This is a genomic window from Duganella sp. GW822-FHT06D06 (assembly GCF_058799615.1).
Genome location: NZ_JBXALQ010000008.1, coordinates 250,811 through 268,936, shown reverse-complemented (window position 1 = coordinate 268,936; position 18,126 = coordinate 250,811). Strand labels below are relative to the sequence as shown.

14 protein-coding genes are annotated in these 18,126 nt (G+C 66.5%); 7 read left to right on the top strand and 7 right to left on the bottom strand.

Going from position 1 to position 18,126, the window contains the following annotated elements; translation table 11 throughout:
- Positions 1-70: 70 nt before the first annotated feature.
- From trxA to hutC, 4 genes are all read right to left on the bottom strand, one after another.
- On the bottom strand, positions 71-397 hold the full coding sequence (gene trxA / locus AC1RMD_RS17310; protein WP_020701014.1) for a thioredoxin TrxA: 327 nt from the start codon (positions 395-397) through the stop codon (positions 71-73).
- A 213-nt stretch (positions 398-610) separates the two neighbouring features.
- The gene (locus tag AC1RMD_RS17305) at positions 611-1,027 is read right to left on the bottom strand and encodes a response regulator (RefSeq protein WP_492927924.1); all 417 of its coding nucleotides are present in this window, start codon (positions 1,025-1,027) and stop codon (positions 611-613) included.
- Between the two features lie 11 nt (positions 1,028-1,038).
- On the bottom strand, positions 1,039-5,322 hold the full coding sequence (locus AC1RMD_RS17300; protein WP_492927923.1) for a PAS domain S-box protein: 4,284 nt from the start codon (positions 5,320-5,322) through the stop codon (positions 1,039-1,041).
- Positions 5,323-5,426: 104 nt separating this feature from the next.
- Complete coding sequence (hutC, locus tag AC1RMD_RS17295; RefSeq protein ID WP_492927922.1) at positions 5,427-6,149, bottom strand: histidine utilization transcriptional repressor HutC; 723 nt, start codon at positions 6,147-6,149, stop codon at positions 5,427-5,429.
- Between the two features lie 149 nt (positions 6,150-6,298).
- Here hutC and ada point away from each other — a divergent pair, with 149 nt between their 5' ends.
- Both ada and AC1RMD_RS17285 read left to right on the top strand, forming a co-directional pair.
- Entirely contained in the window at positions 6,299-7,405 is a 1,107-nt protein-coding gene (gene ada / locus AC1RMD_RS17290) for a bifunctional DNA-binding transcriptional regulator/O6-methylguanine-DNA methyltransferase Ada (protein ID WP_492927921.1), read from the top strand.
- A complete protein-coding gene (locus tag AC1RMD_RS17285) occupies positions 7,402-8,319 on the top strand; it encodes a 2OG-Fe(II) oxygenase (protein ID WP_492927920.1) in 918 nt (305 codons plus the stop codon). The genes ada and AC1RMD_RS17285 overlap by 4 nt, the downstream gene beginning before the upstream one ends.
- Here the strand turns inward: AC1RMD_RS17285 and msbA are convergent.
- Complete coding sequence (msbA, locus tag AC1RMD_RS17280) at positions 8,304-10,130, bottom strand: lipid A export permease/ATP-binding protein MsbA (RefSeq protein ID WP_492927919.1); 1,827 nt, start codon at positions 10,128-10,130, stop codon at positions 8,304-8,306. The two genes, AC1RMD_RS17285 and msbA, sit on opposite strands and share 16 nt — an antisense overlap.
- A 200-nt stretch (positions 10,131-10,330) precedes the next feature.
- On the opposite strand from msbA, the gene AC1RMD_RS17275 reads away from it, so the two are divergent.
- The 3 genes from AC1RMD_RS17275 to AC1RMD_RS17265 are packed head-to-tail and all read left to right on the top strand — an operon-like array spanning position 10,331 to position 13,716.
- On the top strand, positions 10,331-10,762 hold the full coding sequence (locus AC1RMD_RS17275) for a type 2 periplasmic-binding domain-containing protein (RefSeq protein WP_492927918.1): 432 nt from the start codon (positions 10,331-10,333) through the stop codon (positions 10,760-10,762).
- Between the two features lie 35 nt (positions 10,763-10,797).
- The gene (locus AC1RMD_RS17270; RefSeq protein WP_492927917.1) at positions 10,798-11,961 is read left to right on the top strand and encodes a hypothetical protein; all 1,164 of its coding nucleotides are present in this window, start codon (positions 10,798-10,800) and stop codon (positions 11,959-11,961) included.
- A 60-nt stretch (positions 11,962-12,021) separates the two neighbouring features.
- Positions 12,022-13,716, top strand: coding sequence for an amidohydrolase (locus AC1RMD_RS17265; RefSeq protein WP_492927916.1), 1,695 nt, complete (start codon positions 12,022-12,024; stop codon positions 13,714-13,716).
- Here the strand turns inward: AC1RMD_RS17265 and AC1RMD_RS17260 are convergent.
- Positions 13,713-14,105 (bottom strand): Fic family protein, encoded by a 393-nt coding sequence (locus tag AC1RMD_RS17260; RefSeq protein ID WP_492927915.1) that lies wholly within the window; start codon positions 14,103-14,105, stop codon positions 13,713-13,715. The genes AC1RMD_RS17265 and AC1RMD_RS17260 overlap by 4 nt on opposite strands.
- A gap of 66 nt (positions 14,106-14,171) precedes the next feature.
- Positions 14,172-14,648: an AlbA family DNA-binding domain-containing protein gene (locus AC1RMD_RS17255; RefSeq protein WP_492927914.1), complete on the bottom strand. Its 477-nt coding sequence runs from the start codon at positions 14,646-14,648 to the stop codon at positions 14,172-14,174.
- Between the two features lie 215 nt (positions 14,649-14,863).
- On the opposite strand from AC1RMD_RS17255, the gene hutU reads away from it, so the two are divergent.
- Together hutU and hutH are read left to right on the top strand one after the other, a co-directional pair.
- On the top strand, positions 14,864-16,567 hold the full coding sequence (gene hutU / locus AC1RMD_RS17250; protein WP_492927913.1) for a urocanate hydratase: 1,704 nt from the start codon (positions 14,864-14,866) through the stop codon (positions 16,565-16,567).
- A gap of 13 nt (positions 16,568-16,580) precedes the next feature.
- Positions 16,581-18,125 (top strand): histidine ammonia-lyase, encoded by a 1,545-nt coding sequence (hutH, locus tag AC1RMD_RS17245; protein WP_492927912.1) that lies wholly within the window; start codon positions 16,581-16,583, stop codon positions 18,123-18,125.
- The last annotated feature ends 1 nt before the right edge of the window (position 18,126 follow it).

Here is an 18,126-nt window from a genome sequence, read left to right as displayed (position 1 = left end):
GTGGTGGTCTCTGTTATGAAACGGCGCCGCGGGCGCGGCACCGTTTTTGTCCAGCGTAATACTATCTTACTTAGATATTGCTGTCGATGAAAGAGGTCAGCTGGCCTTTCGCCATGGCGCCAACCTTTTGCGCGGCGGCGACGCCGTTCTTGAACAAGATCAGGGTCGGGATGCCGCGGATGCCGAACTTGGCAGGCACCGCCTGGTTGGCGTCGACGTCCATCTTGGCGATCAGGATCTTGCCGTCGTATTCCTTGGCCACTTCTTCCAGGATCGGGGCGATGCTCTTGCAGGGACCGCACCACTCGGCCCAGAAGTCGACCAGCACCGGGCGGTCGGATTTCAGGACGTCGGCGTCAAAAGAACTGTCGGTGATGTGTTTGATGTTTTCGCTCATATATTCCTCATTCGAGGTCTGTGGGGTCAATAACGCCTGCGACATGCCATGTTGTTCGCGTGCCTCAACGTTGCCGGTTACAGGCAGCAGATGGTGGCCAATTGCGCGAATTCAATGTCTTGGAAGGGATGGCAACAAGGTCGGCAGGCGGGGATGGCGTAAATAATAACCCATTTTTTAGAAATGTGCGGCAGATTGTAGAAACCATCTAAACTATTTGCCATTGTTGTCAAGCAGCGGGCCGGACTGGGCAGGGCAACGGCCGGCGGCGCGCGCCATCAGCGCGGCCAGCGTGTCGCTCGCCAGCGGCTTGGCGCAGGCGTCCAGGATCGCCAGTCCCTGCGCCTCGGCCAGGCGGGCCGCGGTTTTCAGCACGGCGCCGTCCACCCCCGACAGCAGCACCACGCAGCCGCGGTATTGCTGCGCCGCCGCAAGACGCAGGAAGTCGATGCCGTCCATCACCGGCATGCTCAAGTCGCAAATCAGCAACTCCGGCGGGCGCAGGCGCAGTTCCACCAGCGCGCGGCGGCCGTCGGTCTCGCGCAGCACCTGGTGCGGCCCCAGGCCGGCGATCATGTCGGCCAGCACGTCCAGCATGAATTTGTCGTCGTCCAGCAGCAGTACCCGCATGATGTCTGGTCCTAGTTATCGTCGGCGAAAGTGGTGTTGGTCATGATTTGTTCGGTGATCTGTTCCAGCAGCGGCCACAGCTGCGCGAGGATGGCTTGCGCCCGCTGCGCGCCCTGTTCGGGCGGGGCGTCGGCCGGCAACTGCTCGATCTCCAGCATCAGCTCGCCCATGCCCAGCGCGCCGACGGTGCGCGCCGGCGACTTCAGGCGGTGGCCCAGCTCGCGCACCCGCGCCAGGTCGCCCCGTTGCAGCGCGCGCTCGATCTGGCCCAGGCCTTCCTGGGTGTTTTGCAGGAACTTGAAGGCGAACTTGCGCACCTTGTGCGGATGATAGCCCAGCAGCTTGGCCAGGATCGACAGGTCGATCACCGCCGGGTCGCCGCCCAGCGTGGTCTTGAACACCGGGCGCGCGGCCACGGCCGGCGCCGCGCGCGCGTCGTCGTCGCTGCGTTCGGGCAGCCAGTTGGCGATGGTCTGGTACATCAGCGCCGGCTGGATCGGCTTGGAGATGAAGTCGTCCATGCCGGCCTCGATGCAGCGCACCCGGTCCTCGTTGGTGGCGGTGGCGGTCATGGCCAGCACCCGCAGGTCGGCCAGGGCGGGGTCGGCGCGGATGCGGCGCGTGGTTTCCAGCCCGTCCATCAGCGGCATCTGCACGTCCATCAGCACGCAGTCGAACACGGTCTGGCGCAGCAGCTCCAGCGCCTCCATGCCGTTGGCGGCCAGGCACACCGAGGAGCCGACCTCCTCCAGCATCTCCAGCGCGATCTGCTGGTTGAAGGTGTTGTCCTCGACCAGCAGGATGCGGGCGTTCTTCAGCGCCGCCATCACCGCCGCGCTGCGCGAGGAGGCCAGCAGCTCGGCGGCGGCGTCCTTGACGCGGTCGATCAGCGCCGGCACCGTCGCGCTGGAAATGCCCAGCCGCGCGGTGAACCAGAAGGTGCTGCCCAGGCCCGGCCGGCTGCGCACGCCGACGTCGCCGCCCATCAGCTGCGCCAGTTGCTTGCAGATCGACAGGCCGAGGCCGGTGCCGCCGTATTCGCGCGTGGTCGAGGTGTCGGCCTGCTGGAACGACTGGAACAGCTTGTCGATCTCGGCTTCCGACAGGCCGATGCCGCAGTCGCTCACTTCGAAGCGCAGCAGGCAGCCGTGGGCGTCGCCCACCACCTGGCGCACCCGCACCTCGATCCGGCCCTTTTCGCTGAACTTGATGGCGTTGTTGGCGTAGTTGATCAGCACCTGGCCGAGCCGCAGCGGATCGCCGCGCAGCACCTTGGGCAGCGTCGGGTCGAGGTCGAACACCAGCTCCAGGTCGCGGCTGGCCGCCTTCGGCGCCACCACCGTGGTCAAGGTCTGGATCACATGGTCGAGCGCGAAGTCGACCTGCTCGATCTCCAGCTTGCCGGCCTCGATCTTGGAGATGTCGAGGATGTCGTCGATGATGCCCAGCAGGTGCTCGCCGGCGAAGCGGATTTTTTCCAGGTAGTCGCGCTGGCGCGGATCGAGGTCGGTCTTCAGCGCCAGGTAGGCCATGCCGATCACGCCGTTCATCGGCGTGCGGATCTCGTGGCTCATATTGGCCAGGAACTGGCCCTTGGTCTGGCTGGCTTCCTCGGCCAGCATGCGGGCCTGGTTCAGCTCATCGGTGCGGATCGCCACCCGTTCCTCCAGGTGCTCGTTCAGTTCGCGCAACTGGTCTTCGCCGCGCTTGCGGTCGGTGATGTCGGTCAGGCTGGCCACCACCAGCGGCACCACGCCGCGCTCGTCGGGTATCGGCTCGGCGTTGACCGACAGCCAGTGCACCTCGCCGCTGGCCTGGCGCACGCCCATCACCACGTCGCGCACCGAGACGCCGGTGACGATGGCCTGCTGCACCGGATGGCTGGCGACATCGAACGGCGAGCCGTCCTCGCGCACGCCGCGCCACAGGCGGCCGCCGTCGACCGCCAGCGCATGGGCCAGCATGTGGGCGGCGGCGGCGTTGCTTTCCAAGACAACGCCGTCGCCGGCTATCATCACCAGGCCGTTGGTGACGGCGTTGAAGATCGACGCCAGCCGCTGGCCGGAGCTGCGCAGCGCGCTGTCGGCCAGGCGCCGTTCGGTGATGTCGGTCAGCATCGCCAGGGTGCCGGCGTAGTGGCCGGCGTCGGAGTTGATGACGGTGGTCGACAGCAGGCACCACACCACGCTGGCGTCGCGCCGGCGGAAGCAGACGTCGCCCTGGCAGGCCTCGCCGGCCAGGCGCCGCTGCAGGTGCTGCTTGAGCAGCGCGTGGCCGTCGTCGTCCATGAAGTCGGTCATGGCGCGGCCCAGCATCTGCTCGACGTCGTAGTCCAGCATGCGCGCCATGGTCGGGTTGACGAAGCTGGTGCGGTCGTCGGCGCCGGTCATCCAGATGCCTTCGGCGGCGGTCTGCACGATCAGGCGGTAGCGCTCGGAGCTGGCGTGCAGCGCCTCCTCGGCGCGCTGGCGCTGGGTCATGTCGCGCAGCGCCATCACCACCAGCTCCTGCCCGGCCAGCATCACCGGCGCGATGTGCACCATCGCCGGGAAGCTGCCGCCGTCGGCGCGGATCGCGCTCAGCACCCGGCCCGGCAGGTTGGGGCGCGAGAACAGCTCGCGCGTGCGGCCGTTGCTGCGCATGGCCTCCGGCGCCAGCTGCTCGACCGAGCGCCCGGCCATCGTGCCCTCGTAGCCGAAGCTGCGGGCGCAGGCCGGATTGGCGTAGCGCACCCGGCCGCTCTTGTCGGCGATCAGCATCGCGCCCGGCGTGGCGTCGACCACGGCGCACATGCGCGCCTCTTCGGCGGCGGCGCGCTCGCTGATGTCGGCCATGGTGCCGGTGGCGCGCAGCGGCCGGCCGGCGGCGTCGCGTTCGACGATCATGCCGCGCGCCAGCACCCAGATCCAGCCGCCGTCCCTGGTGCGCATGCGGTGCTCGCTGACGATCTGGGTGTTCAGCTCCGGGCCGCTGGCCTGGCAGTCCTGGATGCTGCGCTCGACGCGCGCCTGGTCGTCCGGGTGCACGTGGGCCAGCCACTGTTCCAGCGTCGGCGTGAATTCGCCGGCGCCGTAGCCCAGCAGCGCGCCGTAGCGCGGCGACAAGCTCAGCGCGCCGGTGTCGAGCCGCCACTCCCACATGCCTTCGCCGGTGCTCTCCAGCGCGAAGCTGGCGAGGCGCTCGGCGTCGCCCAGTTCCGCGCGCGCCGTCCGCAGCGCGGCCGCCTGCCGCCGCAGGCGCCACAGGCCGGCCGCCGTCAACAGCAGCAGCAGCGCCGCCGCCAGCGCGCCGGCGTAGCGCAGCAGGCGGTCGCTGGCCTGCGGCTGGTACAGGAAGCCGTCCAGCTTGAAGTCGGCCGGCAGCATGCCCTGCTCGATGTAGGCGCGGGCGATGGCGCGCCAGCGTTCGGGGTTGCTGTAGCCGAGTTCGATCAAGCCCTGTTCCAGCAGCGGCGCGGTGTGCTGGGCCTCGTACATCAGGTGCTCGCGGCTGTGGCGCTCGGGATAGCGGGCCCGTATCAGGTCGGCGATCTCGCCCGGATGCGCCATCGCGTAGCGCCAGCCGCGCAGCGTGGCGTCGCGCAGCGCCTGGGCGCGCAGCGGGTGCTCGCGCAGTTCGCTCTCGGTGGTGTACAGCATGTCGCCGTAGAAGTCGTCGCCCAGCGAGCGCGCCGACAGGATTTCGTAGCCGATGTTGTTGCGTTCGAGCAGATACGGCGCTTCGGTGAGGTAGATCGACATGGCGTCGATCCGGCCCTCGAGCAGGTCTTCGGTGTTGAAGCTGTGCACGGCCGGCACCAGGGTGTCGGGCCGCACGCCCAGCTTCTTGAGGAAGATGAGCAGTTCTTCGTTGTTCGGCGCCAGCATCACGCGGCTGCCGGGCCAGGGCCGCGCCTTGCCGTCGGCGTTGTGGCGTACCAGCAGCGCGCTGGCCGAGTGCTGGAAGATCGAGGCCAGCACCACCACCGGCTGGCCGCGTCCGCGCGCCACCAGCAGCGAGGTGTTGCCGACGCCGTACTGGGCGCGGCCGTCGAGCACGGACTGCATGGGATCGATGCCGGGACGGGCTTCCAGCAGCGTGACGTCGAGGCCGACGTCGCGGTAGTAGCCCTGGTCTTGGGCGGCGTAGTAGCCGGCGAACTGGAACTGGTGCATCCATTTGAGCTGGATGCTGACCTTCTCCGCCGCCTGGGCGCCGTCGAGGCTGCACGCCAGCACGAGCGCGACCGCCGTCAGGCTGCGTGGCAGACGGCGCCAGAAGAGGGTCCGGCCGGACCTGGGACGGCGGTGCAACAAGAGCTTCCCTTTCAATCCGCAAGGCGTTGCTGGTATTTGTGCTGTGGCCGGGCAACTATAGCATCGACGGCTGGCCTGTAGTCGACTAAGTTGTAAGCGGACTTTTACTGCGCGAAGCTGCCGGCGAACTGGTAGCGGTGGCCGGGGTGCCACATGGTGGCGATCGAGGCGATCTGGCCGTTGGAACGGGTCTGGCGCTTGAGCACCAGGCAGGCTTGCTTGGTGTCGATGGCCAGCATCTCGGCGATGTCGCGCGGCGCGGCCAGCGCTTCGATGCTGTAGTTGGCGCCCTGCAGCGGGGCCGCCTTCATCAGGTATTCGTTGGGCGTGATGGCGGCGTAGTCCTGCTCCATGTAGTCCGGCGCGCACAGCGGATTGGCCCAGCGGTCTTCGACCTGGATCGGCACGCCGTTCTCGAAGTGCACGATCACCGAATGGAACAGCGGATGGCCGGCCGGCAGCTCGAACTGCTTGGCCATCAAATCGCTGGCCTTGACCCGCTCCAGCTGTTGCAGGCTGCTGCGGTGGGCGTGGCCGCGGGCGCGGATCTCGTCGGCGATGGATTTGATTTCCAGCAGCGTGGCCTGGTACTTCTGCTGGGCGACGTAGGTGCCGGAGCCCTGGCGGCGGGTCAGGATCTGGTCGGCGGTCAGCTCGCGCACGGCGCGGTTGACGGTCATGCGCGACACGCCGAACTGCTTGACCAGCGCCTGCTCGGACGGGATCACGTCGCCTTCCTTCCAGGTGCCGGCGGCGATCTGCGCCACCAGGTAATCCTTGATGCGTTGGAATATGGGGGTGGTGTCTTGCAGGGCTTGTTCGTCCAAACGGTTTCTCCGAGGGCGCGCCTGGCTGGCGGCAGGAGGACATTTTAGCATCGCGTGCCGGCCCGACGTACAATCTACAATTCAAAAGCAAGAGCCGGAGTGCGTCGCGGCGCGGCGCTGGATAGGATGGCTGCATTCCTTATCCGATCATGGAGTCTGAGATGGGCAAGACAGCAAATAAAGAAGTGACGCGGACCGCCTACCAGGGCGAGGAGCTGCGCTGGGACGCCGTGCGGCAGCGCGACGCCGGCGCCGACGGCGCGTTCTGGTACTCGGTGCGCAGCACCGGCGTGTATTGCCGGCCGTCGTGCGGGTCGAAGCCGGCGTTGCGCAAGAACGTGGCCTTCCACGACAGCCGCGAGGCGGCCGAGCAGGCCGGCTTCCGTCCCTGCCTGCGCTGCAAACCGGACCAGCCGCCGCTGGCCGAGCGCCAGGCCGCCATCGTGGCGCAGGCCTGCCGCCTGATCGACGCGGCCGCCGCCGACGCCGGGACCGCCCCGGACCTGGACCGCCTGGCGACCGCGGTCGGCGTGAGCCGCTTCCATTTTCACCGCATGTTCAAGGCGGTGACGGGGATCACGCCCAAGGCCTACGCCAATGCGCAGCGGGCGCGCCGCATGCAGGACGGGCTGGCGCAGCAGGCCACGGTGACGGACGCGATGTACGCGGCCGGCTACAATTCCAGCGGACGGTTCTATGCGCAGTCGCCGTCGGTGCTGGGCATGACGCCGACCGCCTTCCGCGCCGGCGGACGCGGCGCGCAGATCCGCTTCGCCATCGGCGCCTGCTCGCTGGGCGCGATCCTGGTGGCCAGCACGGAGCAGGGCATCTGTGCGATTTTGATCGACGACGATCCCGATGTGCTGGTGCGCGATCTGCAGGACCGCTTCCCGAAGGCGGAGCTGATCGGCGCCGAGCCGGAATATGAACAGGTGGTGTCGCGCGTGGTCGGCATGGTGGAGCGGCCGGAGATCGGCCTCGACCTGCCGCTCGACGTGCGCGGCACCGCCTTCCAGCAGCGCGTGTGGCAGGTGCTGCGCGAGATTCCGGCCGGGCGCACGGTCAGCTATGCGGAACTGGCGCTGCTGGTCGGCTCGCCCAAGGGCGCGCGGGCGGTGGCCGGGGCCTGCGCGGCGAACGCACTGGCGGTGGCGATACCGTGCCACCGCGTGGTGCGCAACGATGGTTCGATCTCCGGCTACCGCTGGGGCGTGGACCGCAAGGCCGCGCTGCTGGACCGGGAGGCGGGCAAATGACGAACGGCGAGTTCGATTTCGGCGGCGGCGCGGCCGAGCGCAAGCCGCGCAAGACGCTGCCGGTGAGCGTGGCGCCGCCGGCGCAGGCTGCAGGCATCGCCGACCCGGCGGGCAGCGACGCCGACGCGGCCGCACTAGCCGCCGCCAACGCGCAGGCGCTGGCCAACGCCCGCAAGGCGGTCGGCGCGGCGGCCGGCATCGCGGTGCACGTGGCGGGGCTGGACTGGCAGGCCATCGCCGACGAGCTGAACGCGCACGGCTACGCCATCGTCCCCGGCATGCTGGGCGCCGACGAATGCGTCGCCACGGCGGCGCAGTACCGCCAAGCCTCGCTGTTCCGCAGCCGGGTGGTGATGGCGCAGCATGGCTTTGGCAGCGGCGAGTACCAGTACTTCCGCTATCCGCTGCCGTCGATGATCTCGGCGCTGCGGCAATCGCTGTATGGCCCGCTGGCCGACATCGCCAACCGCTGGCATGAGCTGATGGACATGGAAGCGCGCTTCCCGCCCGACCATGCCGACTTCCTGGCGCGCTGCCACGCCGCCGGCCAGCAGCATCCGACGCCGCTGATGCTGCAATACGGCGCCGGCGACTACAACTGCCTGCACCAGGACCTGTACGGTGAGCACGTGTTCCCGCTGCAGGCGGCGATCTTGCTGAGCCAACCGGGCAAAGACTTCGAAGGAGGGGAGTTCGTGCTGACCGAGCAGCGCCCGCGCATGCAGTCGCGGGTGGAGGTGGTGCCGCTGAAGCGCGGCGACATGGTGATCTTCCCGGTCAACCACCGGCCGGCGCAGGGCGCGCGCGGGGTCTACCGGGTCGCCATGCGGCATGGCGTGAGCCGGATCCGGGCCGCATCGTCAGCTCCAACTGCGAGACACACGCTGGGACTGATCTTTCACGACGCGACCTGAACGCTCTTCTGTGTTTGATACAGGCGGGCGTAGATGCCCTGCCGCGCCAGCAGCGCCTCGTGGGTGCCCACTTCGGCGATGCGGCCGCCGTCCAGCACCACGATGCGGTCGGCGTTTTCGATGGTTGACAGGCGGTGCGCGATGACCACCGTGGTGCGGCCCTGCATCAGCACTTCCAGCGCCGCCTGCACCAGGCGTTCCGATTCCGTATCCAGCGCGCTGGTGGCTTCGTCCAGGATCAGGATGGGCGCGTTCTTGTACAGCGCGCGTGCGATCGCCAGACGCTGACGCTGGCCGCCCGACAGCCGCAGGCCGTTCTCGCCGACCGAGGTTTGGTAGCCGTTGGGCTGGCGTTCGATGAATTCATGCGCATGGGCGGCGCGGGCCGCCGCCTCGATGCGCTGCATCGACGGCTCGGGATCGCCATACGCGATATTGGCCGCCAGCGTGTCGTTGAACAGCACCACGTCCTGGCTGACCAGCGCGATCTGCTGGCGCAGGGAAGCCATGGTGTAGTCGCGCAGGTCGACGCCATCGAGCTTGATGCTGCCTTCACTGACTTCATAGAAGCGCGGCAGCAGGCCGGCCAGCGTGGTCTTGCCGCTGCCCGAGCTGCCCACCAGGGCCACCGTCTCGCCGGCGGCGATGTCGAGCGATACGCGGTCCAGCGCCGGCTTGGCGTCGGCGTCGGCGCCGTAGTGGAAGCTGACTTCCTCCAGCGCCAGGCGGCCGACGGCGCGCTCCACCTTTTTGGTGCCGGTGTCGGCTTCGGCCTCGGTGTCGATCAGGCCGAACACGGATTCGGCGGCGGCCAGGCCGCGCTGCATCGGCTCGTTAATCTTGGTCAGGTTCTTGATCGGCGACTGCATCGCCATCAGCGACGACATGAAGGCCACGAAGGCGCCCGGCGTCAGCGCGCCGGCCTGGGCGCGCAACAGCGCGAAGTAGATCACCGACGACAGCGTGGTGCCGATCAGCAGCATGATGATGCCGGAGTTGAGCGCCGACGTCGCCGCGTGCTTGACGGCCAGCTGGCGATTGAGCTTGACCACGCCGTCGAAGCGGGCCTGCTCGTACTTCTGGCCGCCGAAGATCTTCACCACGCGCTGGCCGCTGATGCTTTCGTCGAGCACATTGGTCAGGTAGCCCATGGCCGCCTGCGCGCTCTTGCTCAGGTGGCGCATGCGGCGCCCGGCGAAGGTGACGATGATCGCCACCAGCGGCAGCAGGCCAAGGCAGAACAGGGCCAGTTGCCAGTCGACGATGAACAGCGTGGCCAGGTAGCCGATGGTGGCGACCGAATCGCGCACCGCCACGTTGACCACGGTGAGGCCGGCCTGCGCCACCTGGGCGGCGTCGAAGGCCACGCGCGACAGCGTGGTGCCGGTGGAGGACAGATCGAAATAGCCGTTCGGCAGGCGCATGATGCGGGCGAACATCAGCTCGCGCAGATTGGCCTGGACCCGGCTGCTCAGCCACGCGGCGCCGTATTCGCCGGCGAAGCTGGAAAACATGCGCATCACGGCCAGCCCGAAGATCACCGCCGGGATCGACCACAGCGCCGCGTTGACCGGATCGCGCGGCAGCAAATGCTTCAACCAGCCCTGCACTTCGGCCAACAGGCCCGCCGGAGGACGGACGGCGGCCAGATTGTGGCTTGGAGCCAACGCATCGACGACATTTTGCAGTTGCTGGATCAGCAGGACGTCGGTGGCGGCGGCCAGGCCGACGGCGAACAGGGTGACGACGCCGATCCAGGCGTAGGGATAGAACTGCTTGAGCAGGCGTAAATAGAGTAGTCGGCTGGACACGAGAGGTGCTTATCGGGCGGCAAAGACTGCATTGTAACCGGCTTGCCCGGCCGCGAACGCAAGCTACCGCGTTGTTCAATCGAAACACTTACGGCTTAGAAAAACCTTTACCCGTCAAAAATTACTGTAATGCAAAAATTCTACGGACTAGAATGAATTCACACTGAAATAGTTTCCTCGTGTACTTTCAGAGAGGTGATATGGATCTGCATTTGCTCATTCCCCGGCGGCGCCTGGCGCTGCTGCTGGCGGCAGCGCTGTTGGGCGGCGCGTCGTTGTCGGCGCAGGCCGAACTGGTCATCATCGTCAATCCGCAAAACCCGGCCACCCGCATGTTCCCGTCCCAGGCGGCGCAGTTCTTCCTTGGCGGCTCGGTGCAGTTCACGCCGGTGGAGCAGCCGGAAAACTCGCCGCTGCGCGCCGAATTCTGTAAAAAAGTGCTGGAGAAGTCACCGGCCCAGGTCGAAGCCATCTGGTCCAAGATCGTCTTCACCGCCAAGGGCAAGCCCCCCAAGGAATACAAGAGCAGTGCCGAAGTCAAGAAAGCCGTGGCCGAGAACGTCAACGCCATCGGCTACATCGAAAAATCGGCGGTGGACGACACGGTCAAGGTCGTGGCGATCGTTCCTTGAACTGGCGTGTCCTTCCCTTTACTGGAGTCTGCTCGATGAAAAAAACACTGATAGCGATGGCACTGGCCGCGCTGACCGGCCTGGCCGGCGCCACCGACCTGACCGCCGACGGCACCCTCAAGCTGACCGGCTTCTACAACCTGACCGGCGCGCGCGTGCTGAGCGGCAAAGCCCAGGGCAGCGGCGCGCCGTGGGACTACATGCAATGGAAATGCCCCTGCACGGTGCAGAACTGGGAATACGCGGCCGTCTACGAACGCAGCGAGGGCTGGCAGTTCAACCAGGAGTCGTCGGTCGGCTTCCAGCTGAAAAAGGAGTTCTCGCCGACCTTGTCGGCCACGGCGCAGGTGCTGGTGCGCGCGCACAATCCCGGCCACGGCCTGAAGCCGACGCTGGACTGGGCCTACCTGACCTGGCAGCCGTCCGCCGATTCCGCCTGGACCTTCCAGGCCGGCCAGTTCCGCATTCCGCTGTACTACTACAGCGATTACCTGTACATCGGCTATGCCTACCCGTGGGTGCGGCCGGCGCCGGACGTCTACGGCTGGCCGATCTACGCCTACCAGGGCGCCAACGCCAGCTATCGCACGCAGCTGGGGCAATCCGACTGGGCCGCCACCTTCCACCTGTGGGCCGGCGGCTACACCCAGCACAACGACACCTACGACACGCAGATCTACTACGCCACGCCGACCCATGAATCGTGGAAGAGCATGGTGGGCGGCTATGTGTCGGCCAACAACGGCGTGTTCGACGTGCGCGCCATGCTGATGCACTACAAGGACACCACCTGGCAAGACAGCCCGGCGGGCAAAGTGTTCTTCGTCGACGGCCAGAGCACCCGCATCGCCGGGTTGTCGGCCAACGTCGACTACAAGAACTGGCTGGTCAAGTCCGAGCTGGATCGCTACGAGCAGGTCGACGCCGGCAAGGGGCTCAACAACGTCTACAAGTATGCGCTGATCGCCGTCGGCTACCAGTACGAGGCGTGGACGCCGATGTACACCTTCTCGCGCTACACCACCGTCAACGAGCCTATCGAGGCGCGCAACACGCAGTACCTGTCGCTGCGCTGGGATTTCCGCAAGAACACCGCGCTCAAGGTGCAGTACGACGTCAGCAAGGACAAGTCGCACTACAGCTATCCGTTCTTCGGCGACTCGCGCCTGTTGTCGGTGTCGCTGCAGGGGCTCTTCTAGACGTTGCGTTCGGCGGGTTGTGCGCTACACTCTGTTCTTGCTTCTGAATGGAGAGTTTCGATGCGCACATCCCAGTTTTCGCCCGTCCCGCTGGCCGCCGCCGTCAGCCTTGCCCTGTCCACCGTGCTGCCGCTGGCGCAGGCCGACACCATCATCGACCACGCCAACGGCTACACGCTGAATGCGGCCGGCGCTTTGCAGCGATTCAGTTCGCTGGCTTTCGATGACCTGGGCCGCATTGTCGCGGTGGGCAGCGAGCGCGAAACGGCGATCCGGCTGCCGAAGGCGGAGCACATCGACGCCCAGGGCAAGACCCTGCTGCCAGGCTTGATCGACGCCCATGGCCACGTGTTCGAACTGGGCGAAATCGCCTCCGGCGTGGAGCTGTTCAGCGCCACCTCGCTGGGCGGGGCGGTGCGGGCGGTGGCGGAGTTCAGCCGCGCGCACCCGAAGAACGCCTGGGTGATCGGCTTCGGCTGGAACCAGGAAGTGTGGAAGCTGGGCCGCTTCCCGACCGCCGCCGAGCTCGATGCAGCGGTGGGCGACCGTCCGGTGCTGCTGCATCGGGTCGACGGCCACGCCACCTGGGTCAACACCAAGGCGCTGGAAATGGCCGGCGTCACCAAGGATACGCCGGACCCGAAGGGCGGCAAGATCGAGCGCGACGCCGCCGGCAAGCCTAGCGGCGTGCTGGTGGATGCGGCGATGGAGCTGGTCGACAAGGTGGTGCCGCTGCCCACGCCCAACGAGGCGCGCGGCATGCTGGACAACGCGCTGCTCGCCTTGGCCAAGGCCGGCCTGACCAGCGTGCACGACGCCGGCGTCAAGGTGGTGCAGGACGACCTGTATCGCGACTACGCCGACCACGGCAAGCTGACCACCCGCGTGTACGCGATGATCGGCGACACCACGGCCGATTTCGACGAACTGTCCAAGGAAGGCCCGCTCAAATCCTATGGCAACGACGTGTACGCGCTGGCCGCCGTCAAGCTGTACTCGGACGGCGCGCTGGGCAGCCGCGGCGCGGCCCTGCTGGCGCCGTACAGCGACATGCCGTCGACCCGGGGCCTGCTGTTCTATCCGACCGCCGAGATGCTGGCCAAGATGAACAAGGCCATGAAGGCCGGCTACCAGGTCAACGTGCACGCCATCGGCGACGCCGGCAACCGCCAGATCCTCGACGCTTATGCGCAGCTGATCCCGAAATATAACAACGTCGAGCTGCGCCACCGCGTCGAGCATGCGCAGGTGGTGGCGCTGGAGGACATCCCGCGCTTCAAGGCGCTGGGCATCATCCCGTCGATGCAGCCGACCCATGCGACCTCGGACCAGAACATGGCAGAGCAGCGCGTGGGGCATGAGCGCATCAAGGGCGCCTATGCGTGGCGCAGCTTCCTCGACCAGGGCTCGCGGATCGCCTGCGGGTCGGACTTCCCGGTGGAGTCGCCGAATCCGTTCGAGGGCTTGCATGCGGCGGTGACGCGGCAGAACAACGCCGGCGTGCCGGCGGGCGGCTGGTACAAGAACCAGGCGATGACGCTGACCGAAGCGTTCCGCTGCTTCACGCTGGACGCGGCCTACGCGGCGCACCAGGAAAACGTCATCGGCACGCTGGAGCCGGGCAAGTGGGCCGATTTCATCCTGATCGACCGCGATCTGTTCAAAGTGCCGGCCGAGCAGATCGGCAAGACGCAGGTGCTGCAGACCTGGATGGGCGGCAAGCGGGTGTACAAGAAAGACAAGCGGCCGGATTAGCCGTCGGCGTGTTGCTTAAGCCATTGCTGGCCCTCCGGGGTCAGTCGATATCGCTGGCTTCTGCTGCGAGGTGCGTCGGGTTGAGTCATCACCACCAAGCCTGCCGCGATTGCTGGTTGCAGGTATGTCTTACGGAAGTGTTTGCTGTCCTTCAGCCCTAGCGCCTCCTGAAGTTGCAGGCGCGTCGATTCTGCCACCAGCAAGTCGAGGATGCTTCGAACTTCGGGGGTAACTTGGGGGGTAACTTGGGGGGTAACTTGGGGGGTAACTTCCGGGGTGGACTGATCGACGGGCCATTGCGCCAGTGGGTGAACCGGCAGCCTGACCAAACACCCGCTGCGATCGTCGTCGGTGTCAAACTGCGGCGGTGGCGAACCATTCGCTGCCATCGCCTTCAGGATTTTGGGGACGCCGGTGGAGCGCCCCTCGGTCAGGCCAAGTTCCTTCAGAAATTCTCAGATGCGCCGGTTCCGATAGCGGTGGCAGGTTGCATGTCCAGCGATCCAGTCCGCTAGTTTTATCGACCGGTCCGGGCCCGGATAGCTTAGTACCAGTATTTCATCGCGCATGATGCGCACTTCTATCGGCTCCCGCTCTTGATACGAGATCAGCTTGCGATCATCGACGTCGCAGATGCTCAGACTGGGGAAATAGGGCGGGCGTATCTGCTGGCATGCGGCCAGCAATTCCCGCTGGATTTTGTCGATCTGACTCTCGACCAATCCGAGAGGCGGTGTTATCGGCCGGCCTTCGGCATCGCAGTCCTGGCCGATGATGATGTAGCCGCCGCCGAGATTTTCGAAGTCGTTGGCGAAGGCGCAGAGGGTGCGGATAATTGCATCCGGGTTCCATGCCGCCTTGTACTCAATGCGTTCGCTTTCCACTGTGCGATGGCGCAACAGATTCTGTAGGTTGATCGGCAAGGCAACCATATCGAAGCTCCCGGTGAGCATGCGCCGGCGTATGCTGGCAAGATATCAAGCACTGATGACATATTTGACAAGCTCAGGAATTGTTTGTTCCCTGCGAAGCGCTTAAAAACTGATTGACTTGGTTGTATATACAACTTATCCTTTGAGGATGCGCTGGCCGTGCGTGCGTTGTTGCGCGCTTGGCCGGTCCCACTCACTCAGGAGCAGGAGCCACCATGACGACCCATTTAGACAGCGATCCACGTTTTGACGCCAGCCGCGAAATCCGCGCCCCCCGCGGACCGGAGCGTACCTGTAAAAACTGGGGCGCCGAGGCGGCCTACCGCATGATCCAGAATAATCTGGACAAGGAAGTGGCGGAAAACCCGAAACACCTGGTGGTCTACGGCGGCATCGGCCGCGCGGCCCGCAACTGGGAATGCTACGACCAGATCCTGGCCTCGCTGCGCGAGCTGGAAGACAATCAAACCCTGCTGATCCAGTCCGGCAAGCCGGTCGGCGTGTTCCAGACCCACGAAGACGCGCCGCGCGTGCTGATCGCGAACTCCAACCTGGTGCCGAAGTGGGCCAACTGGGAACACTTCAATGAACTGGACCGCAAAGGCCTGTTCATGTACGGCCAGATGACCGCCGGTTCATGGATCTACATCGGCACCCAGGGCATCGTGCAGGGCACCTTCGAGACCTTCGCCGAAGCGGGCCGCCAGCATTTCGGCGGCGACCTCAAAGGCCGCTGGGTGCTGACCGCGGGCCTGGGCGGCATGGGCGGCGCGCAGCCGCTGGCCGCGACCATGGCCGGCGCTGTGTCGCTGACCATCGAGTGCCAGCAGAGCAGCATCGATTTCCGCCTGCGCACCCGCTACCTCGACAAGCAGGCCGCCAGCATCGACGAGGCGCTGGAGATGATCAAACTGCACAAGGCCAATGGCGACGCCATCTCCATCGGCCTGCTGGGCAACGCGGCCGACGTGCTGCCGGAACTGGTGCGCCGCGCCAAGGCCGGCGGCGTCGTGCCCGACATCGTCACCGACCAGACCTCCGCGCATGACCTGATCAACGGCTACCTGCCGCAGGGCTGGACCGTCGAGCAGTGGAAGGCCGCGCAGCACGACGTCGCTCGTCATGAAGCACTGAAGGCCGCCGCCACCGAGGGTTGCGCCGTGCACGTGCAGGCGATGCTGGACTTCCAGACGCTGGGCGCCAAGGTGGTCGACTACGGCAACAACATCCGCCAGGTCGCGTTCGACCACGGCGTCAAGAACGCCTTCGACTTCCCTGGCTTCGTGCCGGCCTATATCCGCCCGCAGTTCTGCGAAGGCCGCGGCCCGTTCCGCTGGGTGGCCCTGTCCGGCGACCCGGAAGACATCTACAAGACCGACGCCAAGATCAAGGAGCTGTTCCCGCACCACGCCAACGTGCACCGCTGGCTGGACATGGCGCGCGAGCGCATCGCCTTCCAGGGCCTGCCGGCGCGTATCTGCTGGCTGGGCCTGGGCGAGCGTCACATCGCCGGCCTGGCATTCAACGAGATGGTGCGCAACGGCGAGCTGAAGGCGCCGATCGTCATCGGCCGCGACCACCTGGACACCGGCTCCGTCGCCAGCCCTAACCGCGAAACCGAAAGCATGAAGGACGGCACCGACGCCGTCTCCGACTGGCCGCTGCTGAACGCGCTGCTCAACACCGCCGGCGGCGCGACCTGGGTGTCGCTGCACCACGGCGGCGGCGTGGGCATGGGCTATTCGCAGCACTCCGGCGTGGTGATCGTGGCCGACGGCACCGACGCCGCCGCCAAGCGCCTGGCGCGCGTGCTGGTCAACGACAGCGGTTCGGGCGTGATGCGTCACGCCGATGCGGGATACGAGACAGCGGTCGCCTGCGCCAAGCGCAACGGCCTCAATCTTCCTATGATTAAATAATTTGAGAACCTCTATGAAAAATGCACTGACCCTGAAACCGGGCGCGATGACCCTGACCGAACTGCGCACCGTGTGGAGCGCCGCCGGTCCGCTGGCGCTGGCCGCTGAAGCCTACCCGATCATCGAAGCATCCGCCGCCGCCGTGCGCGCCATCGTCGCCAAGGGCGACGCCGCCTACGGCATCAACACCGGTTTCGGCCTGCTGGCCAAGACCCGCATCCCGGACGACAAGCTGGAACAGCTGCAACGCAACCTGATCCTGTCGCACTCGGTCGGCACCGGCGGCCTGCTGTCGGACGCCGTCTGCCGCCTGATCCTGCTGATGAAGATCGGCAGCCTGGCGCGCGGCTACTCCGGCGTGCGTCCTTTGATCATCGACACGCTGATCGCGCTGTACAACGCCGGCATCATGCCGGCCATCCCGGCCAAGGGTTCGGTCGGCGCCTCGGGCGACCTGGCGCCGCTGTCGCACATGACGCTGGCGATGCTGGGCGTGGGCGACGTGCGCGTCAACGGCGAAATCATGCCTGCCGCCGACGCACTGAAAGCCGCCAACATCGCGCCGGTGGTGCTGGCCGCGAAAGAAGGCCTGGCGCTGATCAACGGCACCCAGGTGTCGACCGCGCTGGCGCTGCACGGCCTGTTCATGGCCGAGCGCCTGCTGGAAGCGGGCATGGTGTCCGGCGCGCTGTCGCTGGATGCGGCCAAGGGTTCCGACTCGCCGTTCGACGCCCGCGTGCATGAAGTGCGTGGCCAGCCCGGCCAGATCGCCGCCGCCTCGATCTATCGCCAACTGGTGAGCAACAGCGCGATCCGCGCCTCGCACCTGGTCGGCGACGAGCGCGTGCAAGACCCGTACTGCCTGCGCTGCCAGCCGCAAGTGATGGGCGCCTGCTGGGACATCATCGGCAACGCCGCCCGCACGCTGCTGATCGAAGCCAACGCCGTGACCGACAATCCGCTGCTGTTCAAGGACGGCGAACTGTCGGTGGTGGTCTCGGGCGGTAACTTCCACGCCGAGCCGGTGGCCTTCGCCGCCGACACGCTGGCGCTGGCGATCGCCGAAATCGGCGCGATCTCCGAACGCCGCATCGCGCTGCTGATCGACGCCACCTTGTCCGGCCTGCCGCCGTTCCTGGTGCGCGATCCGGGCGTGAACTCGGGCTTCATGATCGCCCACGTCACCGCCGCCGCGCTGGCGTCGGAGAACAAGTCGCTGGCCCATCCAGGCAGCGTCGATTCGATCCCGACTTCGGCCAACCAGGAAGACCACGTCAGCATGGCCACCTACGCCGCGCGCCGACTGGACGACATGGCGCACAATACCGCCGTCATCATCGGCATCGAGCTGCTGGCGGCCGCCCAGGGCATCGACTTCCACCGTCCGCTGAAAACCTCGCCGCATCTGGAGCACGTGCATGCGCAGCTGCGCCAGAAGGTGCCGTTCTTCGACGCCGACCGCTTCTTCGCGCCGGATATCGAAGCGGCCAAGGGCATGGTCATGCGCGGCGAGTTGAGCGCGTCGTGCCAGAGCCTGTTCACGCCGCTGCACCCATAAG